Annotated in this window: 19 protein-coding genes; 8 read left to right on the top strand and 11 right to left on the bottom strand. The window is 44.5% G+C overall.

Features of this window, described 5'->3' with window-relative positions; genetic code table 11:
- Positions 1 to 20 precede the first annotated feature (20 nt).
- Both CAG57_RS07525 and CAG57_RS07520 read right to left on the bottom strand, forming a co-directional pair.
- A complete protein-coding gene (locus CAG57_RS07525; RefSeq protein ID WP_237665836.1) occupies positions 21 to 1,115 on the bottom strand; it encodes a porin in 1,095 nt (364 codons plus the stop codon).
- Positions 1,116 to 1,667: 552 nt separating this feature from the next.
- Positions 1,668 to 3,659, bottom strand: a complete 1,992-nt coding sequence (locus tag CAG57_RS07520; protein ID WP_161431060.1) for a bifunctional metallophosphatase/5'-nucleotidase — start codon at positions 3,657 to 3,659, stop codon at positions 1,668 to 1,670.
- 146 nt (positions 3,660 to 3,805) lie between these two features.
- Here CAG57_RS07520 and panE point away from each other — a divergent pair, with 146 nt between their 5' ends.
- Genes panE through CAG57_RS07505 form a run of 3 tightly spaced genes read left to right on the top strand, consistent with a single transcriptional unit; the run spans position 3,806 to position 6,510 of the window.
- Complete coding sequence (panE, locus tag CAG57_RS07515; protein WP_161426792.1) at positions 3,806 to 4,696, top strand: 2-dehydropantoate 2-reductase; 891 nt, start codon at positions 3,806 to 3,808, stop codon at positions 4,694 to 4,696.
- The gene (locus tag CAG57_RS07510; protein WP_161426793.1) at positions 4,693 to 5,292 is read left to right on the top strand and encodes a DJ-1 family glyoxalase III; all 600 of its coding nucleotides are present in this window, start codon (positions 4,693 to 4,695) and stop codon (positions 5,290 to 5,292) included. Before panE ends, CAG57_RS07510 begins: the two co-directional genes overlap by 4 nt.
- Before the next feature lie 6 nt (positions 5,293 to 5,298).
- Positions 5,299 to 6,510, top strand: coding sequence for an aminotransferase class V-fold PLP-dependent enzyme (locus tag CAG57_RS07505; RefSeq protein WP_161426794.1), 1,212 nt, complete (start codon positions 5,299 to 5,301; stop codon positions 6,508 to 6,510).
- Between the two features lie 27 nt (positions 6,511 to 6,537).
- Here CAG57_RS07505 and csdE read toward each other — a convergent pair whose 3' ends face one another.
- From csdE to CAG57_RS07485, 4 genes are all read right to left on the bottom strand, one after another.
- Positions 6,538 to 6,963, bottom strand: a complete 426-nt coding sequence (gene csdE, locus CAG57_RS07500; protein WP_099611873.1) for a cysteine desulfurase sulfur acceptor subunit CsdE — start codon at positions 6,961 to 6,963, stop codon at positions 6,538 to 6,540.
- A gap of 62 nt (positions 6,964 to 7,025) precedes the next feature.
- Entirely contained in the window at positions 7,026 to 7,835 is an 810-nt protein-coding gene (gene tcdA / locus CAG57_RS07495) for a tRNA cyclic N6-threonylcarbamoyladenosine(37) synthase TcdA (protein WP_161426795.1), read from the bottom strand.
- Between the two features lie 82 nt (positions 7,836 to 7,917).
- Entirely contained in the window at positions 7,918 to 9,021 is a 1,104-nt protein-coding gene (mltA, locus tag CAG57_RS07490; protein ID WP_161426796.1) for a murein transglycosylase A, read from the bottom strand.
- Positions 9,022 to 9,092: 71 nt separating this feature from the next.
- A complete protein-coding gene (locus tag CAG57_RS07485) occupies positions 9,093 to 9,506 on the bottom strand; it encodes a DUF2850 domain-containing protein (protein WP_237665826.1) in 414 nt (137 codons plus the stop codon).
- A 292-nt stretch (positions 9,507 to 9,798) separates the two neighbouring features.
- Between CAG57_RS07485 and argA the strand changes: the two genes are divergently transcribed.
- Positions 9,799 to 11,133: an amino-acid N-acetyltransferase gene (argA, locus tag CAG57_RS07480; protein WP_161434089.1), complete on the top strand. Its 1,335-nt coding sequence runs from the start codon at positions 9,799 to 9,801 to the stop codon at positions 11,131 to 11,133.
- 217 nt (positions 11,134 to 11,350) lie between these two features.
- Positions 11,351 to 11,533: a hypothetical protein gene (locus CAG57_RS07475; protein WP_099611871.1), complete on the top strand. Its 183-nt coding sequence runs from the start codon at positions 11,351 to 11,353 to the stop codon at positions 11,531 to 11,533.
- Between the two features lie 37 nt (positions 11,534 to 11,570).
- Here CAG57_RS07475 and recD read toward each other — a convergent pair whose 3' ends face one another.
- The 4 genes from recD to CAG57_RS07455 all read right to left on the bottom strand — a co-directional run bounded on the left by recD (position 11,571) and on the right by CAG57_RS07455 (position 22,080).
- The gene (gene recD / locus CAG57_RS07470) at positions 11,571 to 13,703 is read right to left on the bottom strand and encodes an exodeoxyribonuclease V subunit alpha (RefSeq protein WP_161428038.1); all 2,133 of its coding nucleotides are present in this window, start codon (positions 13,701 to 13,703) and stop codon (positions 11,571 to 11,573) included.
- Positions 13,700 to 17,308, bottom strand: coding sequence for an exodeoxyribonuclease V subunit beta (recB, locus tag CAG57_RS07465; protein WP_161428046.1), 3,609 nt, complete (start codon positions 17,306 to 17,308; stop codon positions 13,700 to 13,702). The genes recD and recB overlap by 4 nt, the downstream gene beginning before the upstream one ends.
- A 255-nt stretch (positions 17,309 to 17,563) precedes the next feature.
- Complete coding sequence (gene recC / locus CAG57_RS07460) at positions 17,564 to 21,022, bottom strand: exodeoxyribonuclease V subunit gamma (RefSeq protein ID WP_161428039.1); 3,459 nt, start codon at positions 21,020 to 21,022, stop codon at positions 17,564 to 17,566.
- An 89-nt stretch (positions 21,023 to 21,111) separates the two neighbouring features.
- The gene (locus CAG57_RS07455; protein ID WP_099611869.1) at positions 21,112 to 22,080 is read right to left on the bottom strand and encodes a TDT family transporter; all 969 of its coding nucleotides are present in this window, start codon (positions 22,078 to 22,080) and stop codon (positions 21,112 to 21,114) included.
- 108 nt (positions 22,081 to 22,188) lie between these two features.
- On the opposite strand from CAG57_RS07455, the gene CAG57_RS07450 reads away from it, so the two are divergent.
- From CAG57_RS07450 to dapD, 3 genes are all read left to right on the top strand, one after another.
- Positions 22,189 to 23,079, top strand: coding sequence for a LysR family transcriptional regulator (locus CAG57_RS07450; RefSeq protein WP_161428040.1), 891 nt, complete (start codon positions 22,189 to 22,191; stop codon positions 23,077 to 23,079).
- Between the two features lie 91 nt (positions 23,080 to 23,170).
- Positions 23,171 to 23,464 carry a YebG family protein gene (locus CAG57_RS07445; RefSeq protein ID WP_099611867.1) on the top strand — a complete coding sequence of 98 codons (294 nt, stop codon included), beginning with the start codon at positions 23,171 to 23,173 and terminating at the stop codon, positions 23,462 to 23,464.
- A gap of 257 nt (positions 23,465 to 23,721) precedes the next feature.
- Positions 23,722 to 24,753 (top strand): 2,3,4,5-tetrahydropyridine-2,6-dicarboxylate N-succinyltransferase, encoded by a 1,032-nt coding sequence (gene dapD, locus CAG57_RS07440; RefSeq protein WP_099611866.1) that lies wholly within the window; start codon positions 23,722 to 23,724, stop codon positions 24,751 to 24,753.
- A gap of 63 nt (positions 24,754 to 24,816) precedes the next feature.
- Here the strand turns inward: dapD and CAG57_RS07435 are convergent, their stop codons facing one another.
- Positions 24,817 to 25,935: a GNAT family N-acetyltransferase/peptidase C39 family protein gene (locus CAG57_RS07435; RefSeq protein ID WP_161428041.1), complete on the bottom strand. Its 1,119-nt coding sequence runs from the start codon at positions 25,933 to 25,935 to the stop codon at positions 24,817 to 24,819.
- Positions 25,936 to 25,946 lie beyond the last annotated feature (11 nt).

Below are 25,946 nucleotides of genomic sequence, written 5' to 3'. Positions count from 1 at the left end.
TTGATTCTTCACAGAGCCGGTTAGAAAAAGACTTTCGCTTTGGCATAAACATCTTGGTAGGCTTCACCGATATTGCCTTCCACTTCAATCACAGAAGCGCGACTCGGTTTATAACGTACCCCAATAGTTTGGAAGCTACGACTGCGTCCCATCGCTTCCCATAGCTCGACATCGTGGCCCCACTGCTGGCTTCCTCTATCCCAATCTTTATAGGCTTCATAGTTAACTGAACCAACCACATCCCAACGCTCATTCAAGCTATATTGGAAAGAAGCTAAACCGCCTTGGTTCTTAAATTCTTGATAGCGATTACAGACTTGAATCGCCGGATCGACCCAATCATCGGAAGTGGTCGTACATTCACCGATTTCTTCATATTCAATAAAGCCGTTTAGGCCAAGTAATAACTTCTCTGTCGCTGCATAACGCAACCCGAGCCCATACAATTTGTATAAACCGTATTTCGACTCACCAGAAGAGCCATTACGACGCTCTGCACCAAGCACCATTGAAAATTCATCACCAAAGTAACCCACATAGCCATTGGTAATATTGCCTTGAGCTTGGCCTGATGAAGATTCACCTTTATAGCTGTAAGAAACCCCTACGGCAAACTTCTGATAGTTACCTTCATATTTTATGGTTTTAGCTTGGTCGCCGGCTTCTCCCGTCTCCGCACCGGTATCAAATGTTAAATCACCGTAAGCATCATAATCATCAAATGCAGTATCCGTTAAACCAAATTCGACATAGTGGTAAGGGCTATATCGATAACCCAGCCAAGCTTTATCGATCTGTAATACCATATCACCTGTGCCACCGCGCCAATTTTCACGTCCGTAATCTAATTCGATGCGGTAATCAAAAATGCTCACACGGCCTTTCGAGCCGAATGTAGCGAATGTGTCATCAATAAAAGAATCATCTGAGTGGTATTGTTTATATTGGGTTTTATTACCGAAATAGCCACCAACACCAACTTCACCAAATACATCCATATAATCGCCATTTTCGGCGTTATAAACTCGAGCTGCTTGGCTCATCATAGGTAAAGCTAAAAATACAGCGGACAGTGCCAAAGGTAGCACTGATTTTCGGGAGTTTATTACTCGCATGCCATTTTCCTTGCTATAAAGAGAGGTTCTTACAAAATGAGTGTCTCATCACAATGAAATGCAATTTTAACCTTATTAATATTTATTTTTTGTGATCAAAATTCATAAAAAAAACGCAAAAAAAACACAACCCCGAAGAAAAAAACAACAAAACCCTTTAAATACAATGTGTTAAGCAAAGAAAATAAAGTTCAAAATTGATAAGGTTTTCTTAATATCGTGATAAAGCTCTCATCAATTAAAAATTAGCAGTAAAAAGCAAGCGTTTCCTTTTGATTTTATTGATATTTACGCACAGAAATAAGCGCAATAACACTCATATTAAATTTTTAAATAGCAATAAAAAGTAGACAGTTCATTTTGTCGTATATCGTTTATTTCATGAACAAAATAATGACCAATACTCAACTATTGATTGATAACAGCATCAAGAAAAATGATTCAATAAATGGCAGGTTATTTTTTATCCGTTATAAAAAAACGCCTCTCTGATACAGAAAAGGCGCTTTTTATTTAATCAGTCACTTTTTATTTAATGAGTAAATAACGTGATTATTTTATTCGATTGAGTGTCACGACCGGATAATCTAAAGCTTGTAAAATAGGCTGCTGTTCAGCAATATATTTCACGACGGCACGCGCATCGGTATTACACAACACATGCTCTGCCTTACAGTTAAGCGGTTGAGATTGGTAACGAACTTGATAGCGTCCGTCAACTTCTTCGATATGGCTAACTGGGAAGGCGGCTAATTTTCCATTCACGTAGGCTAAATCCACTCGACCGGTTTCTGTTTTTTGCGCGTCAAACAGTGGTGTCCAACCATCATTCCCCGTGGCATTATAGCTATTCATCGCCACATTATAGGTTTGGTCGTCCTGCAATGGGGTCCAGACTGGCTGCTCTAGCGAACCGGTATTGACTTCGATCTGCGATAATTGACCTTTTTGATGTGCAACCGTTTCATCAAATACATAACGCAAGTTTCCGCCGTAAGGGAATTTTCCGGCATGCGCACTTGGTGGTAATGTGTCAGTGACCGTTTTGCTGATCAACGCCTTAATCACCGAGCCTTTCACTGGCACAACCGACATAAAGTTAGCGAAAGGCAGCATTTCAAGCGTCACATCCCCTTCTCGATATTCACCTTCACTAATATTGGTGCGAATTCCACCCGCTCCCGTTAAAGCAAAATCGACTTTCATTCCAGTGACTTGAGTCACTTCATCACTGGCAGCCCAGTAATATTGCCCTAAGGCAACAATCGGAGCGACCCGAGAACCGTGTTGATCTGAATTATTATCGCCAGGTCGACGAGCATGACGAATTTCCTGTGGCACATTGGCAATCACCTCACCATAAGCTTGCTCGACGGCCGGTTTATAGTGCGAATCAATATGCTTTCTCAACTGCGCCTGTTCGGCGGCAATGGCAATGTTACGTTGACGCTCGATAAAACGAATGGCTTTGCTTTTTTCGCTGTCACTGAACGCGCTTTCGGTTTGACGATTCGCTTGATGATAAAATTCATCATTACTGAGTAAGGTATTATGTCCTGCACACGAAACTAATTCACCTTGAGCATCAAAACTTACCTTCGTTTTCCCAATCGCTTGAGCGAATTCTCCGGCTTGTACGACACAGGTTTTGCTGGCACCGTTAGGATTGGTCACTAACTGGGCATAAATGCCATTATTACTTAATCCTAAATTAGTAAAATCCCCCAACAAAGTGTGTGAGTGCCCACCAACAATCAGATCAATGCCATCCACTTTACTAGCAATATCTAGATCAACGGCATTCCCGACATGGGTGACCGCAATAATATTATTCACCCCTAACGATTGCAGCTCATTGACCGTAGCTTGAGCTGAAGTGACCATATCAAAAAATTGCAGATCACCGGTATTCGGGGCAATATTCGGCATGTCATCCAACGCGATACCAAATACCGCCACAAGAGGTTTGTCTTTAGGTAGCTGCTTTACGTCATCGATGCGTTGCTTGTTAAATCCATCAAAAGTATAAATAACATAAGGTTTTAAATTGGTTTGATCTTTGAGATCGTTATCCATACTCGCATCAATGTTAGCGGCCAGTACGGGGAAATTGATCTGATTTAAAAACTCATTGAGTTTTTTGTTGTTTAAATCAAATTCATGATTGCCTAATGCCATCGCATCGATCCCCATACGACTGAGAATGTCTGCATTCATTGCACCTTCATTGATTTTGAAGTAAGCGCTTCCTTGCCAAGCATCGCCACCATGCAGAAATAACATGCTGTTGTTTTGTTTTTCCGCTTCTGCTCGATACTCATTCGCTTTGGTTAGAATACGAGGATGCCCGCCAAATTCGTTATACACGCGCTGGTTATTAATGTAAAAACTAGAACGGACAGGATCAAAACTAGAATGTGTGTCGTTAATATGGGCAATAGTGAGATCAAAAACGCTGTCTTTAGAGGGCTGGATATCACTTTGGCTGCATCCCAGTAGTGCTAGCGCAATACTACTGGCAAGTAGAAGACGGTTACATCGCATAACTTTATTTCCTTATTTAGCTTAAAGTCACATAGTTGATGTAATTTAAAGGAAAATTCAATTAACTTCTGTGATATGAAATAGATAATGAAGGTAAAATAGCATTTTCATTCGCTATGAATAGAACATACGTTTATGAAGAGATGATGAATATAATAATCCTCGGCCCTGGAGCCATTGGCAGTTTATGGGCTTACCAATTACAACGTTCTGGCCATCGTGTCGCGCTATGGGGAACGCAACCTTGTCAACAGTGGTTAATCGCTCAAGATGATGACCCAGCGATCTCTTATGCTTATAACCAACCTGCCACCCTGTCTGATGCTGATGCGGTATTGATCACCGTTAAAGCATGGCAAGTTGCTCAAGCCTTGACGCCGTTACTTCCTCACTTAGCGCCAGAGACCATGCTCATTTTCATGCATAATGGCATGGGAGCGCTGGATGCCTTGGACAAATACATCAGCCCACATCCTGTTATTCTCGCCACCACAACACACGGCGCTCAGAAAAAAACACCTCACCATGTAATGCATACCGGACAAGGCATAACACAACTTGGAGCCTATAATCCGCTCGGCGAACCCTGTTCTTTTTTAGCACAAGTGTTGGATAACGCACTACCCACTGTCACTTGGAATCACACCATTACTCACGCGCTGTGGCACAAACTGGCGATCAATTGTGTGATCAACCCACTCACCGCGATTCATCAATGCCGCAATGGAGAGCTTGCACAACCTCATTATCGCTCAATCATTGAACAACTTATTGATGAACTCATCCCTGTCATGCAAGCCGAACAGATACCCTGCCATAAAATGGAATTAACCCACACGATTGATCAAGTCATCACAGCAACGGCAAAAAATTACTCCTCCATGCAGCAAGATGTTGTTTATCGTCGTCAAACCGAGATAGACTTTATCACTGGCTATGTGGTGCAAAAAGCTCAGCAGCATGGGCTGATGATGCCAACGCATCTGAAGTTGTATCAGCACATTCGCTCAATAGAAACAAGTTGGATACCGTCATGAAAAAACGCATATTGGTCCCGATTGCTCCTGGAACAGAAGAACTAGAAGCGGTCACCATCATTGATATTTTACGTCGTGCCGATTATGAAGTGATTATCGCCAGCGCCGATTTTTCAGGTCAATTAAACGTGCTTGGATCTCGGGGGATTATACTGACAGCCGAGTGCCAACTGGTTGATGTGGCCGATGAAGAATTTTCCGCTGTTGTTCTCCCAGGTGGGCTCAAGGGAGCGGAAGTATTACGCGATAGTACCTTGTTAGTCGAAATTCTTAGACAGCAAAAATACGATGGTCGTCTGGTGGCCGCCATTTGTGCCTCACCTGCCGTGGTTTTAGAGCATCATCAGTTATACCCTAAGGCGATCATGACCGCTTACCCCAGTTTTCAAAATCAGATTTCTCAAGATCGCTGGCGTAACCGGCGAGTGACCTTTGATGTTAACCATAACTTACTGACGAGCCAAGGGCCGGGTAGCGCACTCGAATTTGCCATAGAAATTATTGCTCAACTATCAGGAAAAGCGATGGCAAAACAAGTTGCACTTCCTTTAGTTCCCCTTCCTCAACTGCACTACGAAAAATTAGGCGAAGAATAATTTCCTATGTTAGATATCACCGCCATCCGTGGGCAATTTCCCGCATTAACACAGCAGATCAATCAAGCACCGCTGGTTTATTTAGACAGCGCGGCCACCACTCAAAAACCACAATGCGTGATTGATACCTTGAGCCATTATTATGCAACACATAATGCCAATGTTCATCGGGGAAGCCACGCCTTAACGGCTCAAGCCACTTCACAGTTCGAAGCCGCACGACACTGTGTCGCAGAGTTTATCGGCGCAGAGCAGAGCTGCAATATCATTTGGACACGAGGCGCGACTGAAGCGCTCAATCTGATAGCCCAAAGCTATGCTCGTAATACGTTACTTCCGGGAGACGAAATACTGCTTTGTGAAACAGAGCATCACGCCAATATCGTGCCTTGGCAAATGGTTGCCCAGCAAACGGGAGCTAAAGTGGTCAAAATCCCAATGACTGAGCAAGGAGAATTTGATTTAAACGCTTTTTATCAAAAACTTACGCCGCTATGTAAAATCGTCTCACTGGCTCATGTGACCAATGTGACAGGAGCACGTAATCCAATCGAGTCAGTGATTAAAGCGGCCCATGATATTGGTGCCATTGTGGTAGTCGATGGGGCGCAAGGCATTGTCCATGAGAAGGTGGATGTTACTGAACTTAATGCCGATTTCTATGTGTTCTCCGGCCATAAACTGTACGCCCCAACCGGAATTGGGGTGCTGTATGGCAAAACCGACTTATTAAACTCGATGCCGCCTTGGCATGGCGGTGGAAAGATGGTGGATAAAGTCTCTTTTTCCGGCACGACTTATGCCGACCTACCGGGAAAATTTGAAGCGGGAACGCCCAATGTGGCTGGCGCATTAGCGCTCGCCTGTGCGATTGAGTGGTATCAAGCTTTTCCTAAGCCTGCAGTGTTACAACATCTGCATGAGTTACAGAGCAAAACCTATGCGGCGCTCTGTGAAATAGAGGATGTCAAGGTGATTGGCTACCAACCCCAATCCAGCATTATCAGTTTTATTTTACAGGGCGTGCATCATCAAGATGTTGCTACCTTATTGGATCAACAAGGGATTGCGGTACGAGCGGGCCATCACTGTGCACACCCGCTCATGGAAGCATTTGGCTTACAAGGTACGGTACGTATTTCATTTGGAATATACAACAACGAACAAGATGTAGAGCAATTTATCCATGCACTCCATAAAGCCGTTGAAATATTGTAGGATAATTGGGCAAGATTTAGGGCGGGGTTATCCTAGATCTTGCAAGATTTTATCCGCCATGGCTTTTAAACCATTTCCCCGAGATGGGCTTAAATGAGCCAATAAGCCAAGTTGGGAGAAATAACCATCAATATCAAAACTGAGGATCTGCTCTTTGGTTTTGCCCTCAAAAGCAGCCAGCAATAAAGCAATCAGCCCCCGCACAATACGAGCATCTGAATCAGCACAAAAATGCCATACCCCCTCTTGCTGTTGACTGACTAACCAAACCTGGCTCTCGCACCCTGCGACACTCACTTGCTCACTCTTTAATGCTTCTGGCATAGCAGGTAACAGCTTCCCCCACAGGATCAACTGTCGATAACGCGCTTCCCAGCCTTGTAGGGTCTGCATCACAACCAGGACATCATCACTGGTAATCTCTGAACCAAAGGGGTGAGAAGGAAAAAGCATGCTCTATCTCCAATGATAAAAATCAGCGGGTTAATAATAAAAAATAAAAATAATTCAATCGATTAAGCGCGATGCTTTTGAATCAATTTCTCAATGATACGGGCAACTGCGACAAAACCAAAACTAGCCGTTACCACCGTAGCAGCGCCAAAACCACTGGCGCAGTCCATACGCTTGGGGCCTTCCGCGGTTGATTTTACCGCACAAACCGAACCATCCGCTTGAGGATATTTAAGCTGTTCGGTCGAAAAAACGCACTCAATACCAAATTTACGGGCCGGATTGGTTGGAAAATGATGATGGCGACGCAAACGGTCTTTGAGTTTTTTCGCTAAAGGATCTTGAATCGTCTTGGTTAAATCTGCCACTTTAATTTGCGTGGGATCCGTCTGCCCACCCGCACCACCGACGGTGATCACTTTTATTTTATGGCTGCGGCAATAAGCCAGCAACGATGCTTTAGCCGGTAAGCTATCAATCGCATCGAGTACGTAATCAAAATCTTTACTCAAATAAAGATGCTGATTGTCAGGGCTGATAAAATCATCAATCAAATGGATTTGACATTCAGGGTTAATCCGTTGAACACGATCCGCCATCACTTCAATTTTGCTCTGCCCAACCGTACCGTTCATTGCATGAATTTGTCGATTAATATTCGTGACACACACATCGTCCATATCAATCAAAGTTAATGCACCAATACCAGAACGTGCCAGCGCTTCCACAGCCCATGAACCGACCCCACCAATACCAATCACACACACATGTGCAGCACGTAAAATTTCCACTTCACTGTGACCATATAATCGACGGGTTCCACCAAAACGTTGGTTATAACTGTCTGAGGCAGGCGTTTCGAGTTCACGCATAACAAGCTTCCACCACTATAAAAGCCAAAAAGAAAGAGTGCGATTTATACGCACTCTTTACTCAAAAGTCTAGTTTCGCAAGCTACTCCCGCTTTTCAGGAGGCAGCGACCAAGGCGCTTGAGTGGGCGAGTTATCTAAACCTAATTTCCACACGCGGCCAAAATGCTTGTAATGGCCCGCTTCTATTCCAGCTCTTGGGCCCATGCCATGGTATAAATCGAGATGGTTTTGTTTTACCGCACCGCCGGTATCAAGCACGATCAATAGCCTCAGTTGGTGTGTTCCCGACCAAGTGCCATCAGCATTTAATAGTGGAACTTCAGCTAAAATTGGCGTGCCCATGGGGAATAGGGTTCTGTCACCCGCCACCGATGCCAGCGGTAATAATGGAATCCCAGCACTGCCGGTTACTGGCGCGGCTGCATTCGGCCGGAAAAAAACATAGGACGGGTTCTGCTCTAACAGCTCTTTCACCGTCGCTTCATCATTGGCAAGTACCCATTCTTTAATCGCTTTTAAAGACATATCGGCCCGTTTCACCAAACCACGCTCAATCAAAACGCGTCCAATACTGACATACGCTCGGTTATTTTTCCCAGCATAAGCAAAATATTCTAGCGTATCGTCATCCTCAAAATGAACAAAACCACTTCCTTGCACTTCCATAATAAACGGATCAATTAAGTTAGCAGCATACCCAAGCTCTAGCCCTTGCCCTTCTAAAGCACCTGCGTATATGTCAGCGCGGGTTGGACACTTATCACCGCACTCTGGTAATGCGTAAACGGGGTAACGAAACACCTCATCCGGACGATGACGAAGCTCCATGACTGGAGAAAAATACCCGGTAAATAACACGTTACCTTGCTTATCACCGCCTCCCAGCTGTGCCGTTTGGACGCCAAACTGGGCCAGCTCAGCCGGATCACCACTTTGCAAAACCCATTCATTCAGCTTTTCATACAATGATTGATAAATGGCCGCCATAGCGGCAGAACGAGTGACGACTTGTTCACTTTGTTCGGCAAACGCACTGAAATCACGAGGAGAATTAGAAGTAACAGCATCCACTTTATTTAAAATTTGTGGCAATTGATCATCCAAATACTGCTGCGCTCGATCTGTGGGTTGTGCACAACCAAATAAGAGTGCCAACATAGCGTAAGAAAAAAAACGTTTTATCACTGGGATCTATCCATCTTGGGTATGAACGAAAAGCATGACAAACTCCTCTGCGAAGAGCAATGACAGAATCGTTAGCGAAGTGGTTTTTTATGTTTTCCTGACAATTGAAAAATAGGCTTATAGTGATGAGATGACACCAGCTTCATTTCGGTACTGGCTGCATTCAACATTTGATACTCGGCCTTTTGATCGCCAACATAAAACGTTAATAGGCGGCCATTATATGAGTAATGAGTCGCAACCAGATGCCCATTCATCATAATTGCCTCATCGCGTATTTCGATATGCTGGGCTGCATAGGGGGCAACATTTTGCTCAATCCAGACGCCATGAATCTCGCTCTTTGCTGGTTGAAATTGCTCCGAAATACGCCCCCATAGATTGCTGTAGAGTAAGATAGCACCAAGTGTTCCTAGCAACGCCACCAGCATCAGCAATCGTTCAAGACTTTTGTGTTTTTTCAATGACTTTTTTTGTTTTTTCAATACATAGCCCTCTTTGGGTACAACCACAGCAAGCATGCCGGTATCAACCAATTGATAATTGAAATAAGAAAAACAAAACCATGCTTAATTAGTATACATAAAAGCCACAAATCATGCCCATAAAAGCACAGCCATAATGTTAGCGGATAAATCATTTGCAGCGAAATGATTTGAAAAATAAATGAACTTAGCTGCCGCTCACAAGGCTCCCTCACATTGGGTGGAAAAATACTTGCTTACGAATGAATAAAAAGTCATTATTTAAGCATAATTAATAAATCAAGTGCTCACTATGAAAATTCGCAGTACCGCCCTCGTGAAAGGGTTTAGACAGTCAGCGCCTTACGTGAATGCGCATCGTGGAAAAATCATGGTCATCATGTTAGGTGGTGAAGCGATTGCCGATAAAAACTTTTCCAATATAATTAGTGATATTGCGCTACTGCATAGCCTTGGGATCAAAATAGTCCTCGTGCATGGCGCGCGACCACAAATTAATCAAATCTTAACCACTCACCAACGCACAACACCTTACCATAAGGGCATTCGGATAACGGATGAAGAAGCGCTCAGTTTGGTCATGCAGGCGGCAGGGCAGTTACAACTGGCGATTACTGCTCGGCTTTCAATGAGCTTAAACAATACTCCAATGGCCGGTACACAACTCAATGTCGTGAGCGGTAATTTTGTTATCTCTCAGCCTTTGGGGATCGATGATGGCATCGATTATTGTCATAGTGGCCGCATCCGTCGTATCGATATTGACGGAATTAACCGAACACTCAATCAAGGTTCAATCGTATTATTGGGCCCCATCGCTAGCTCAGTAACTGGCGAATGCTTTAATCTCCTTTCTGAAGAAGTGGCCACACAAGTTGCTATTCGATTAAAAGCCGATAAGTTAATTGGCTTTTGTGCAGAACAAGGAATTATTGACCCGCAGGGAAATTCTATCGCCGAGCTATTTCCCAGCGAAGTCGAAACCTTAATGACACAATTAGAAACCACCCACGCCCCTCATGAAGATTCAACCGGTACCCTACGTTTTTTACGTGCAGCCATTACCGCTTGCCGAGCAGGAGTTCCGCGTAGCCATTTAATTAGCTACAAAGAAGACGGCGCTTTAATCCAAGAGCTATTTTCTTTTGATGGGATCGGCACACAAATTGTCATGGCCAGTGCAGAACAAGTTCGTCAAGCACAGATTGATGATATTGGCGGTATTTTTGATTTAATTCGCCCACTTGAAGAACAAGGTATTTTAGTCCGTCGCTCTCGCGAGCAACTTGAGCAAGAGATTCATCAATTTACTATTATTGAAAAAGATAGCTTATTGATTGGCTGTGCTGCACTTTACCCTTACTCTAACGAAGGAATGGCTGAAATGGCCTGTGTCGCGATTCATCCTGAATATCGAGATGGCGACCGGGGTTTATTACTACTCAACCATATGAAAAATCAAGCAAAAAAAATGGGTATTCATCATTTATTCGTATTAACAACGCATAGCCTACACTGGTTTAGAGAGCAAGGATTCATTGAGGTGGGAGTTGAACGCTTACCGATGGCCAAACAAAGCCTGTATAACTATCAACGACGCTCTAAGATCTTAATTTTGTCGCTCTAGATACTCTGTACATAAAATGATCACTTGCAATGCTTATGCAACTGTGTACAATTCGCTTTGATGTGATTTAGATCTACTTTTTCACACCAATAGGACACATTATCCACTCATACAAAACAGCAAAAAAAAGAGATGGATAGGCTGGTCTAAATAGATGATTTAGACGTCGCATGGATGGCTTTTACTACTCGTACCAGTAATTAAGAGCATAATATCTATGAAAACCGTAATTTGTAACTCGCTGCAAAGCTTTTGGGATATGGCAGATAACCATTTTTTAGAAGGTTTAGATGTTCATTGTGTCTTTCCTGTCTGTGAAAATCTACAACGCTTTTTATTAGAATCAAAAGAACGCTATAAAATCCGCAATATTACCTTCACAAAAGCTCTACAAGCTTAATCTATCCCTATTACTTCTCAAGCAAGGCTATCAACGGTTAATCTTCCGCTTGCATTAACCGTTCGACCAAACCACTGGCGCGCTCTGTTTTTACTGTAATACATCGTTTGAGTACGGCCATATCGGCATAAAGTGCTAGGCGTTGTTTTGCTCGCGTTACTGCGGTGTAAATAAGCTCACGCGTCATGATAGGGCTAACATTTGGAGGTAAAATTAATAGCGTGAAATCAAATTCACTGCCTTGCGATTTATGAATCGTCATCGCATAGGCGGTTTCATGGGCAGGAACTCGGCTCGGTAATACGGCTTTTATCTGGCCATTTGGTAACTCAAAATAAACCTTGAGTCGCCGATTAGGATCATTGTCATCGGGCAAGCAGACACCAATATCACCGTTATACAACCCGAGAGCATGATCATTTTGGCTAATCATAATTGGTCGCCCGGCATACCATTGTTCATCTTGGTATTGAATCTGTTTTTGCACCGCTAGTGCGCGTTCAATACGTAAGTTCAGGCCTTGGACACCAAACTGTCCCTCTCGTACGGCACATAATAATCGACAACGGCTAAAGGCTGTTAAAACGGCTTGTGCTTTGTGCTGCATTGATTCTGGCTGGCCTAATGGATCGCTGTACGACTGATTCATCCGCTGTAAATAGCCCGAGTAAGCCTCCACCAAGGTCTGCAATAGATGTCGGTAATTGTCACTGGTGATCGGAAAATGCTCAATATCACAAAAGCCTTGCTGCCAAACCTGATGAAGTTTTTCAACATCACCACAGTTGATCGCTTTGGCCAGTTGCCCGATCCCTGATCGGGCATCAAAACGATAACTTTTTTGCAGCATACATAAACTATCGGCCAACGGATGAGTCAACGCTCGGGTCGAGTAAGAAGTTAAACAGGAAAATCCGGTCAGCTCAGCCAATCGCTGGCGCTGAGGCATTGAATATCCTTGTGATACAAAACTGCAAATATCGCCCAATACTGCTCCGGCCTCTACTGAAGCAAGTTGATCTTTATCCCCCAGTAGAATGAGCTGTGCATGTATAGGTAAGGCTTCGACTAATTTACTCATCATGGGTAAATCGACCATGGAGGCTTCATCTACCACCAATATATCCACATGTAATGGATTTTTACGGTGATGACGAAATTCAGCACTTTGTGGAATAGCACCAAGCAATCGATGTAACGTACTCGATTCGGTCGGTATTCGAGCTTTCAGAGCAGGATCAATGGCTAATTTTGCCACCGCTTGTCCAATCGATTCGGTTAAACGAGCGGCCGCTTTGCCCGTTGGTGCCACTAATTTAATCAGTGGTGTTTTACCTTGTTGATGAGCTTGACGAACTAAAGCGGCCAGTAGTTTAGTTACGGTGGTCGTTTTCCCGGTTCCCGGCCCGCCTGAAATAACGGCAAACCGACGAGTCAGGGCAATGGCCGCCGCCACCTTCTGCCAATTTATGCAGCAACGCTCTGGGACTAATTCATCCAATAAGACCAGATCACTAGCTCTTTGAGCGCGAACTAATACCGCGTCAATTGCTTGCCAATCAAACGCCTCTTCTTCCACCACATCTAACCAATCACAAACCAAACGTTGGCGAATTACCGAAGAATCATGTTGATCCTGTAACGCCATAAAGAGCGCTTGGTAGTTTCGGGCAAATAACTCATCTAAACACGACTTAAGGTTTTGAACCATGGGAAGCTTTAAGCTCATTGGTGTACCAAAGCTTTGTAAATATTCAGCCAACGTCGCTTCATACTGCCAGTACCGATGTAGATATAAACGCCGTCCATCAAAAATTAACGGCACAACATCCTGTTGGGCACCGATGATTGAACATTGCGTGACCAGCGCTTGCCAGTCAATCGAATACCACAGTTCGTTAACGGCCTCGCCCAAGTCGCCATGCAAGCCAAGCTTACTGGCTAAGGCTGTTTTTTGACCACACTGGTCAAATAAAGGCAAGCAGATATGTCCTCGGCCTAATTCGGCACTGATGGCAGCACTAATGAACAATAACATCTGTTGCTGCTGGCTAGATAAAGCCTGCTTTTTCACGCACCCAAGCATAAATCGTGCAAATTGATAATCAAGCTGACGCAACGTACCCTGTTTAACCCATTGCATTAATTGAATTAATGGCTGCTCAATCATAAATCAAACTCCATCTGTCCTAAGTCATTAACCGGCGGTAATGCAGTCTGACCATCAATCGCTCGCTCTAGGGACTGAATAAATTCAAAACTCGGTTTGGCATAAAACACGCCACAGGGCGATTGCCCATCCATGCCGCGTAAAAAGAGATAATACACGCCCCCAAAATGAACCTGATAATCATAATCGGCTAAACGGCTACGCAAAAAACGATGCAGCGCTAATGTGTATAACTGATATTGCAGATCATAGCGATGCTCAACCATCGCCCGCTCAAGCGACTCGCCTTGATAGGCCTGCCGCTCATCTCCCAAATGGTTTGATTTCCAGTCTAATAGATAGTATTTACCTTTATATTCAAAAACTAAGTCGATAAACCCTTTCAACATACCTTGCACTGGATAAAATCCCAACTCCCCCGCTTGAGCAGATAATGGATCATAACGATGCGCCATTCGATTGAGTTCTGGGGCGGTTAATAGTTCAATCGGTAAGAGAAACTCCATCTCCGTTAAGCGCTGTGTTGGGGCCATTTGGTTAAGAGATAACGCTTGACCATCCAACGGGGTACTTAACACCGTTTCAACCAGGTTTTTCAAGACCTCAAGCCACTCAGGCTCAATTTGATAACGCGCCATTAAGCTTTCAATCGTCATTCGATTGTTCTCGCTATATGCTGACTCAGTAAACTCAACATCTTCGAAGATCGCGTGTAAAAAGGTACCGGGAGTGGCACCACGAGGAAAAGTAAAAATGCTGCGTTCACTGCCGTCAGTCAGCAAACGTTCATCTTGCTCTCCGGCCGAATCAATATCAAACCCTATCGGTTCAAGTACACCTTCTTGTCGAGGTGTCCCTTGCTTTAGTAATCCAGAATAGCTGGTTACACGCCATGAACGGTCAATCGAAACTTGTAACGTTTCAGCACTAAGCTCTGGTTGTGACACATTGAATGGACTAAAAGGTTCAAGTTGCGGCTCTGGAGGGTCGGTGACCACCACAGAATTAAGCGTCACCTGCTGAGATAGGACGCGAGTCAAGGTAACAATGTCTCCCAGTTGCCCGTTTTGCAATAAATATCCTAGAGCACTTAAATGTACCCCGGTCGGCTCTTTGGTTGAACGTCCATTACGCAGCGGTGCAACGCCAACAAAGCAGCCATAAACGGCGCGAGTTAGCGCGACATAAATAAGGCGCAAATCTTCCGCTAATCGTTCTTTATCAGCTTGCTGTAAGGCGGCATCACTTTTCATCATATCAAGTACGGTTTTACCGCTGGTCAGGTCATGATATTTTCCTTCTTGCGCAACCCGATAGCTCAAGGCAAAAGGTAAAAAAACCAAGTCATATTCAAGCCCTTTCGATTTATGAATGGTGACGATTTGCACCAGGTTTCGCTCTGATTCAAGGCGCAACATCGCATCATCATGGCTACTGCCCGCTTGAGCATCCTCGATCGATTGAGCGAACCAGCGCAATAAACCATGATCACTTTCAAGCATTTGAGTCGCTTGTTGCAGTAACTCACTCAAGTGCATAAAATCGGTCAGTTGTCGCTCACCATGGGTCTCAGCAAGCCAGCGTTCTGCTATATGTCGCTGGCTCAGTACTGAGCGTAACATGGGTAGCACACCACGCTCTTGCCAAAACTTTCGATAATACTTGAATTCATGTTGTACCGTTTCCCACTCATTTTCATCATTATTGAGTAAATCTAACTGAGCGGCATTCAGGGCGAACAGGGGGGAAGCGAGTGCACTGCGTAACGCTTTTTCATCTTCTGGATGTAAAACAGCCAGCAACAAGCGCTGAATATCTGCGGCAACCACACTGCTAAAAACGCTGTCTCGATTTGAAAGATAAACACTGGCAATGCCTTGCTGTGCCAACGCTTGTTGAATTAAACGCCCTTCACTACCAGTACGCACGAGTACCGCAATGTTTGCCGGTTCGATAGCTCGATGTGGCTCAAAATAAGCCTCTCCCTGCTGAGCGGCTGTTAATAGTTTCTGAATCTGACTGGCTGTCGCGTCCGCCATGATTTTTTGGTAGTCTCCTTTACTCACCGGTGCATCAGCCTGCTGATACCAATATGTTAATGCTGGCTGAACTTGCCCTGCTAAAAACCACTGCTTTTGCGACGCTTTCGGGCTAGCCTGTACCGGGTAAAAGGGAATGTCTTTATCATAAATAAAAGGGCTATCTGGCTGAGTAAATAACTGGTTCACCGCTGCCACCATCTGCGCACTAGAACGCCAGTTAGTACCTAATGTGTAATGAGCTGTAACCTGATTTCTTGCGGTAATATAGGTAAAAATATCAGCACCACGAAAGGCATAAATCGCCTGTTTAGGATCACCAATCATAAACCAGCCGCAGGTCGGATGCGCCAAATAGACGTGGCTAAAAATATGGTACTGCAATGGATCAGTGTCTTGGAACTCATCAATCATCGCCACCGGATACAACTGACGAATTCGCTCTGCTAATATTCCTTGTTCATCTTGCGCAAGGGAAGCTGATAATTGGCTCAATAAATCATCAAAAGAGAGCCATTGCTGGCTCGATTTTGCGTTAGATAATAACTGTCGACAAACCGTTATGGCATGAGCCATCAAAGGCCCCTGTAAACCGACCGGTTGAGCAAGAAAAGAGTCAATAGTGACAAATAATGGATGATGAGGTGCATTTCCTTTCGGCGTTTTTTCAATAAGAACCGATTGAGAAAAACGACTCAATACATCGGGAATATCATAAGTGATTGTCGCACTAGCCGCCCAAGAGGAAACGCGCTTAATCCATTCCGGTAACGATTTTTTTGTATAGCTCCGTTTATTCACATCTGAATGGCTAATGATCGTCTCAATGTCTTGTTCAACGGCTCGCCATTGCTGTTTCACCGCTTCTATTTTTGCCAACTGACTCTGATGTAATGCGGCAAGATCGTCACTCATCATGGGGGGAATAAAACAAAGGGCTTCACCACTTAAATATCGGCCAATGCTATCTAGTAAGGCTTGAGGTGAAGGCCATAAACGGCGAATTTCTCCAGCAAGGTTAATCGGAAGTGGGTAAAATTGTCGCCGCCAGTAGTCGGCCACGACTTGCGCTTTTAATTGGCTTTCATCGGTAATAAATTCATGATCAAAACGCATTCCTGATTCAAACGCATTCTGGGTCAACATACGCTGACAAAAACCATGGATGGTATAGATCGCCGCTTGATCCATCTGTCGCTCAGCATTCAATAGAAGCTGAGCAGCAAAAGCATGATCGGTGATCTGTTCAAGTAACGGTTTAACGACCGGATCATGACTACTACCACGGCTAAAAGCGATACGAGCCTCATGAATACGACGACGAATTCGATCTCTTAACTCAGCGGTCGCCGCTTCGGTAAAGGTCACCACTAAAATCTGGTCTACGGTCAACGCTTGGTTGTGCCGAGTCTGCAGAGTGCCGTGTCCTAAAAGTAGTCGCAAATATAACCCGGCAATGGTAAAGGTTTTTCCTGTACCCGCCGAAGCTTCAATTAACCTTGCTCCATGCAAAGGAAACGTTAAAGTATCTAACGGGAGCGGGACAATAGTGTCGATATTACTCATCATTTACTCTGCTACTCTGCTTTGAGATATCTATGAATACGAATGTGATCTGGATTGAATTCTTCTATCTGATCAAGCTGAAACGCCTGAGTACCGAAAGATATGAGAGCTGACTCACGGTGCAGTGCATAGCAACCGATTACACTGCGCCGCATTAATGGAGTACAGCTAACAACTTCTCAACCATTCTGGTCCCTCTGACCTGTGGCCGTACAGCAAACGCCCTACACTAATAATGATTTACTGGCGGCCACCTTACTCTTTTTGATCCGCGCTATCTTGCCACGATAACCTTGCTGGTTGAATCACCAAGCTGGCCAATAAGCGCACCTGTTTGGCCAGTTCATCATTCCATTCAGGCCAAATTCGAGCAATGTAATCATTACTTCCTTCACCTGGTGAGGAGTAACTCTCGTTAAAAGTATCTGCCATTTTTTTCAGCGCTTTTTGTTCATCCTCAACCAATTTCCCACGGCTAAATCCGGCTTCCACCGCCGCTAAAGCCGTTTTAGGAAAGTAAGGTAAAGGTGCGGTCATCCCTTGATAATAGAAGGATACTAATTCTGTTAATCGCGTTTGGGCCTCGGTAGGCTCTGCCAAAATTGGGAAACAATAGTGAGTGACTCCCTCTTTACGATCATAACCAATCAGGTGCGTGACAGCTTGATAGCCCATGGCAGCAAAAACTAAGTGATCAAGCCAAGCGGCGAGGAGATCTTGTGCGCGAATCGCTCCGCTACGATAGCGCACCAAACCCGATTGATACACTTGCGTCAGCCACCCCGTTAACCATATCGGTTTATCCACGCCGAATGGATGCAATGTCATGGATATTTCAACATCAGGCTGTGGCTGTTGACATAACGTGTGAATGCAATCGAATAAAGCTTCCGCTTGAACACGATTCGTCTCTAGCTCTAAAGCACCAAAAGCGCCGATTGGCAAACGTCCTTGCGCACGTTGCTGAGCGGCAAACACGTTTAATACTTCTTCCCTTGCCAACGACTGTGGCTGATTAAGTAACGTCGCCAATAACTCATCGCGTAACTGATAACTCGCCAAACCATTTAACGCGAAAGGCTCCTCATCTTTAAGTACATTGAGCGGAGCCTCAAAAGTGACTTTTAATCGGCGCTGAAAAAAATAGCGCACGGGTAAGCGCCAAAAACGTTGCAGTTCAACCCAATCTAACTCAAGAGGATAACTCACTCCCAGCAGATAATCGTCAACTGGCTGGTTAAAAGCTAAACTCGCGGAGCCTTGTCGCAATGCGGCGGGTAACCACTCTTTGGCATAGCTTTTCATTTGCCCCTCAAAAGCCTGCGGACTAAATGGAACCATGGCATGTTGTAGCGTCAATTGAGTTAATAACTTTTCACCCGATTCATCGCTAGGTAAGGTTTCGTCCCCCTGCAAACAGTAGTTTTGCTGGCAATATTCCAATAGTTCACTCACCAGAACTGAAGGTGCTTTGATACTGTTGTCCTGTATTGAGCGACCAACGTAGCTGATATAAAGCCGCTGTTGTGCCGATAAAATTGCCTCTAAAAACAGATAACGATCATCATCACGTCGAGAACGATCACCCGGCCGGATCCGTCGGCGCATCAAATCAAACCCTTCTGCTGGCATGGTACGGGGATAAACACCGTCATTCATACCAAGTAAACAGACTACATTAAAAGGGATAGAACGCATCGGCATTAGGGTACAAAAATTAACTTGACCGGCTAAAAACCGAGGGCTAACACGTATACTTGATAATTGATTGTGCAGATATTGACGAAGGATGGCCGGTGCAATGGCTTGTTGATAACCCGCCTCCTGTAGTGTGTCTTGTAGCACTGCTAAGGTTTCATGGATCGACTGTAAAGCGATTTCAGCGGAAATGTCGACCCAAAAACCATCCGCTAATAATTGTGAAAGGGTCTCGCGCCACTCCGTAATCGATTGAGTTTGGGCTAAACGCCAACGATACTCACTGACCGTTTGGATAAAATGGGCTAACTTACCCGCTAATTCAGCACTCATACCTTGCACTTCATTGTAAGGGGCAAGCGGCATCTCACCCACATCAACAATGCTCGCACGGCTTGACATCGCATAACCGAGTAACATACGTTGAATACCAAACTGCCACGTATTTTGTTCCGTGGCGGGTAAGTCAAACTCTTGCGCCGTTTCACCATTCAACCCCCAGCGAATGCCGCTTTCTTCCACCCAATGCTTAGCAATAGCAAACTCTTCTTCACTGATATCAAAGCGCGCCAATACCGCAGGCGTTTCTAATAGCTCTAACAACTCAGAAGCTAAACAGCGGGACAAGGGCAAAGATACCCACTGCATGAAAGCATGCAGAATCGGGCTTTCTTGAGTACTAGCACGATCAGAAATTGAATAAGGAATAAACCGCTCTCCCGGCGCATTGCCAAACACCGCTTGTATGTATGGGCTATAAGCATCAATATCCGCAACCATTACAATCACATCTCGCGGCTTAAGTGATGGATCACGATCAAACATTGCCAATAGTTGATCGTGCAACACTTCAACCTCTCGCATCGGGCTATGACACAGATGCAGAGTCAGTGAATCATCACCGTGTTCAAGCGCGGGTTTATGTTCACTGCTGGCTAACCACTGATCATTATGATGCTCTTGTAGGTGTAAAATATCCGCCTGAATATGATGCAACAAGCTATCGCGCGGAATATCAATAAAAAGTTCCAACTCTTCATTCTGGCTCTGCTCTAGTAAAAACAGATTATCTCTTCCCAATTTTCCTAAAGATGCCAGCAAACTGTGCCCTATGGCTTGCTGTGTATGGAGATCATCACTTAAATAGTCACTGATATTTCCTTTTAATGGGGATGCCTCACCACTCACCATCAATTGTTGCTCAGCCAGCGCTATTTTTTTTCGTCGTTGCGCTTCAAGTCGAGAAAGATAGTGGTGATCTCGGATCTCTCCCCAATAATGCTGACAAGGGTTAGTAAACATCAAGTGCACATCAATATGTTCACCGATAGCCTTTAGAGCATCTAAATAACGAGGAGGTAAAGAAGAGATACCAAAAATAAATAACCGCTTCGGCAATTGTTCGAGCGGAATGTGACCACTTTGCAGTTGATCAATAAAAGTTTGGTAAAGATTGGCTCGATGATAATGAGATTGACCTTGAGCAAGGGTGTCATCGTACAAGGCTTTCCATAAGATAGGCTGCCAAGGATGCTCGCCTTCGATTTCTGCAACAGTTTGATCCGCCTCCCAAGCGGCGATCCAATCTGGACGGTAAACCAGATAACCGTCAAAAATATCGGCAATTTTTTCAGCCAATTGATAACGTTTAGCTTGATCTGAATCCTCAGTTAAATAACGACGTAGTGGTGCAAAAGCTGGCAAATCAAGTAAGTCTGGCAATAAGCGCATTAACTTCCAACTCATGGTTTGCTTGTTAAAAACACTGCGCGTTGGAACATGGGGAATAATTGTCGTAAACATCTGCCAAATAAAACTGGCGGGAAGCGGAAATTCAATGTTAGCCGCGACCCCCATCTCTTTGGCTAACGCCATTTTGAGCCATTGAGACATCCCTGTGCTTTGCACCAAAATATGTTCTTTACGAAAAGGATGATTGAGCGGATCATTTTTGATCAGATGCACTAAAAGAATTTTTAGTGTTTCGATATGATTAGAGTGGTAAACCGTAAACACAATGCACTCACACTACGTAGCCCTTGGTAAAGAGCAGAGTAGCATAAGTGCATTTAACTGAATAATGTTCCTGACCTAAACCATTAAAATTAGGCCTGACTGACCACAGTTCGAGCGGGAAGATAAAACATCAGATAGCGCAATGCGACATAACCCACAACCAAAGTAGCGATCATTAACTCACCAACAGCCAACAGATGTACCTGTTCAATATAATGTGGCGCGACAGAAACCTTTTCCATCCAATGGGTCATTTTAAATAGTGCCGTTGCACCGATAACCATTGGGAAAGTAAACGCAGCATAACCTGGACTGAAGGGCAAACGCAGCAACTGAGTAAAAGCCAAGTAAATGATGGCTGTCATTAAAACCGCTATTCCAAACAGCAGCGCAATAATGACTGGCGATGGTTCAGCGGTTACGGTTAAGTAGCCCGCTAACGATAAGCTTGCAGGTGCAGCTAAAATTGCTAAAGTTGGTTTGGCCGCATCAGGTACTTCATGCGTGAACATAAAGCGATAAATCATCATCGGTAACATGACAGCATAAACCACCATACCAAACAGCAGGGCACCTTGGGCAATCGGTGCTAGTGCTGGGTTTCCTGAAAAAGAAACATCTGCCACAATAATCCCCACAGGAGGCACAAACCAACTGGGCACCATATGGTGTAGTTCAAATGCTTTGGCGCGATGGTAAGTAAAACTGACCAAAAAAATCACATGTAACACTACTGCCAATAACCAAAGGCTATCCCCCGCCATAGGAAAAAACTGCCCGACGGAATGTGACACCACCATAGACGCCATAGCAAATGTCGGTACCACACTACCGACCACTGGATGCGCTAAATCTTCTCGTAATGCATGGTTATGCCATAAAAACTTCATCGCCAAAATCAACAATAAAACACTGGCAATTGCCGCACCAGACCACTGGCCGACCCCATGTAAATCCGCCGCATTTTCCCAGCTCCAACCTAAGCTGGCAATACCGAGAGCCAAACCTGCCATGGGGGTTGGCGCTCCCATCACTTTTGTTTTTGCTGCTTGAATCATATCGACCTCAATACACAACACCATTGCTAATTGACGGCATAATACGCTTGCTTAATGTTTGAATATATCTAATTATTTATAACAAACGTTCAATAAAAGTAAACGCCTATGAGTTTCCCTATTTCACTAAAGCAACTCAACGTCTTTATGATGATTACCCAGCATAAAACTTTGACCGCAGCCGCTGAGTCATTATTCCTTTCCAAAGCGGCCGTGAGCATGGCGTTAGCTGAATTGGAAAAGCAATTAGAGCATGCATTGTTCGATAGAGTTAATAATCGACTAATTCTTAACCAAGAAGGCCACAAGCTACTTCCTTTCGCTGATGAGCTGCTGGGCCGAGCAAAAGATCTTCATCATCTCTTTGATGAAGACAGCACCCTCTCTGGTCAGTTACGAATTGGAGCCAGTGATACAATTGGAAATCAAGTTGCTCCCTACTTATTAAGTGCTTTTCGACAGCAATTTGATCATTATGCGCAAAGTTTGTTTATCTCCAATACGGCACTGATTTGCCAAAAATTAGTCGATTACGAACTTGATGTCGCCTTAATCGAAGGAAAAACATTACACCCTGAATTGCTGGCCAAAGAGTTTGCCCATGATCAAATGTGCATTATTTGCTCTCCTTCGCATCCACTGGTTAAGAAAGCCGATATTCGTGTCGCTGATTTTGAACAAAGCCAGTGGGTATTACGCGAATCTGGCTCTGGCTCTCGAGAGTTTTTTATGCGGGTGATTGCGCCTCGCATTGAGCAATGGCAAGAAAGTTTCGAACTCAATACTACCGAGGCATTGATCAATAGTGTGTCTGCGGGTCTGGGGCTAGGGTGCCTATCACAATTAGCCGCACAATGTGCACTCAACGATGGGCGAGTTCGTCTATTGAACGTACCACTGGATATGAAACGTCGATTTTGGGTACTGGTTCATAAAGAAAAATACCAAAATCCACTACTAAAAAACTTTATCGCGTTTTGTCACCAGTGGCCCGGCTGACCTCTCAATTTTAGTGGCTTATCTGGACTTTACTCCACAAAAACTGTATAAAAAGCCAGTAATTTTTTTAGCACAATGTAGAGGATGAACCATGGCCGTCATCGTTAAGTACGTGGTGGAGCGCAACGGAGAAGAGAAAATGACATTTACCTCGAAAGCCGAAGCTGACGCTTATGACAAAATGCTGGATATGGCAGATGAGTTATTTGAGCTGTTAGGTAAAAGCGCTCTGATCGACGAAGAAAGCAAGCAAGAAGAACTCGCTCTTTTCTTGGCACAAAATAAAGAAGAGGTGTTAATCGCTCTGGGTGCAAAACGTAAACCCACTCCACCGAAAAAACCGAAAGCAGTCAAGAGCGATGAACCCGTCGATGATGCCGCTTAAGCCTGTTAAACCGTTGCCTCGCAGCGGTTTTTCTATCTAACAAGACATATCTATCGTTAAAAAGACAAAAGGTATCGGTCTACAGACGGATCAATCCTTCCCCCTTTCTTCCCGTTCAGACTCTCTTTAAGATATCTTTTAACATCGCAATAACGCCGCTCACCAACAAAGTTAGTCAACATTAACCAATGTATGAGTGGCCACATTAAGTCATCAACAATATGATGGAATTAAGCCCTTATTTATGGAGAACTCACATGGCGAATTTTGCCCTTGGCTTTGGTACGGCCACAAAAAATCGTAACGGAAAAATTATTGAGGCATTTTTCCCTCATCCTGTTCTTAACCCAAGTGATGCGCTCGTTAGTGCTTTGGCGAACATTTCAGGCTATCAACAAGGCAACCAAGCTTTAGAAATATCAGCAGAACAAAGCGCCCAATTAGCTAATGCTTTTGCGGCCAATGGTCAAGCGGCTAATGCTGCCTTGGCCGATAAAGCGGCAAAATCTACTCAGCCGTTAGTATTGGTGATTCTCGCCACGGATGATAAACCACAAACCGTGGCTGAAGGCTTCTTAAAACTTCAACTCATTTCACACCGCCTAGTCCAGCCTCATGGCACAGTGCTCGAAGGTATTTTTGGTTTACTACATAATATTGCGTGGACCAACGAAGGGCCAATTGACCTTCCTGAACTGGCAGAACGCCAAATTGATGCTCGTTTAGCGGGGCGTTCATTGAGTGTCGATTGTGTAGATAAATTCCCGAAAATGGTTGATTACATTGTCCCTGCCGGGGTTCGTATTGCTGATACCGCTCGCGTTCGCCTAGGCGCTCACGTTGGCGAGGGAACCACGGTTATGCACGAAGGTTTTATCAACTTTAATGCCGGAACTACCGGAGTAAGCATGGTTGAAGGGCGTATCTCGGCTGGTGTGATGGTCGGCAATGGCTCCGATATCGGTGGTGGTGCTTCGATTATGGGCACGCTCTCTGGTGGAGGAAAAGTCGTGGTGTCTATTGGTGAAAACTCTCTGCTCGGTGCCAATGCTGGCCTTGGCTTCCCATTAGGTGATCGCTGCACCATTGAGTCCGGCCTTTATGTCACCGCTGGAACCAAAGTTCGTATGCTAGATAAAGAAGGCAATGAAGTCGAAACCATCAAAGCCCGTGAACTGGCTGGGGTTTCTGATCTACTTTTCCGTCGTAACTCACAAACCGGTCAAGTGGAATGCTTAGCGAACAAATCTGCCGTGCAACTCAATAGCGAACTACATAGTAATAACTAATTGATTTTGTTATATAATTAATAAAATTAACTCACTCATGACTAGGGCCGGTGTTCTCTGGCCCTATATATTACCAGTCGTTTGCTGATCGCTCTTAGCTCGACTGATCACAACACAAGCAATCTGTTTTTGTTTGCCAAAGCCTATAATTTGCGATAAGGCTTTTTTCCCCACAGGCACATAAGCCGACCCTATCGCATGCTGCTCAGACTCAGCATGGGGATCGTGGAAAAAGAAAAACTTCTCACTCATGCCGCTCAGTACTATCCAATGGGGTTCCTTTTTCCCATCAAAACGATAGGTACTAATAAGCAATAAAACACAAGCACCCTGATTGATCCACACTTCGAATTGCGACTGACTCGGTGGTGCATCAATAATATCAACCGCTTGCTCATGGAGTTGCTGACAAAAGTCTTGGTGAACTAACTCTATTACGGTTTTTTTATTCGCATCTCGAACGCTGTCGATAAAAGGAATGCCTTGTGACTGATTCCACAACTCAACATGAAACCCGCGTTTTGCCGCTGCTAATGCTAAACCTTGCCCACTACAACCACCGTGACCTGCCGCCATAAAAATCGTGGTAGCTTCACGCCACAATTGCAGCTCTTGTGTTCGACTGGGTTGAAAACAAGCATCCAAACCAGAGAAGCTCATCAATAAACAAGCCGCTCCACAGGTAAATGGCGTCGTTTGTACATAAAGCGGCATCGGGAGCAAAACTTTCGGCCCGTGTGGAATTAAGCGCTTTTGCATCCGGCGTCCATCACATAAATCATCATAATAATGGATCAAACATTTCAAGGTTTGATAACCCATTCTTTCATACAATTTTATCGCGGGTATATTGTCTTCACGCACTTCTAGCCGTAATGTAGTAAAGCCTTGATCAAGAGCGGCACGCTCGCATTGCTCAACCAGCGTTTGAGCAATCCTCCGGCCTCTGAAATCGGGTTTAACGGCAATCGAATACAACCTTGAGAGCTGTGTACCTTGATGAAATAGTAGCAAAGCATAACCAGCTAACTGGTCACCAGAATCGGCGACAAAGAGTACCGAGTGGCTGGAGTGTAAAAAACGCTTCATTTGACGCGGAGAAATTTTGTCTCCCTCAAACAGCTGTTGTTCTAACGCATTAAGCGCAGCGAGATCAGCACTTTTCGCAAGACGAAAGTCCATACGACGTCCTC

The sequence above is a fragment of the Vibrio sp. V30_P3S12P165 genome, assembly GCF_009904905.1.
GTDB classification, from domain to species: Bacteria; Pseudomonadota; Gammaproteobacteria; order Enterobacterales; family Vibrionaceae; genus Vibrio; species Vibrio fujianensis.
Note: the sequence above shows the minus strand (reverse complement) of the source record. Positions and strands in the feature narration are given on the sequence as shown.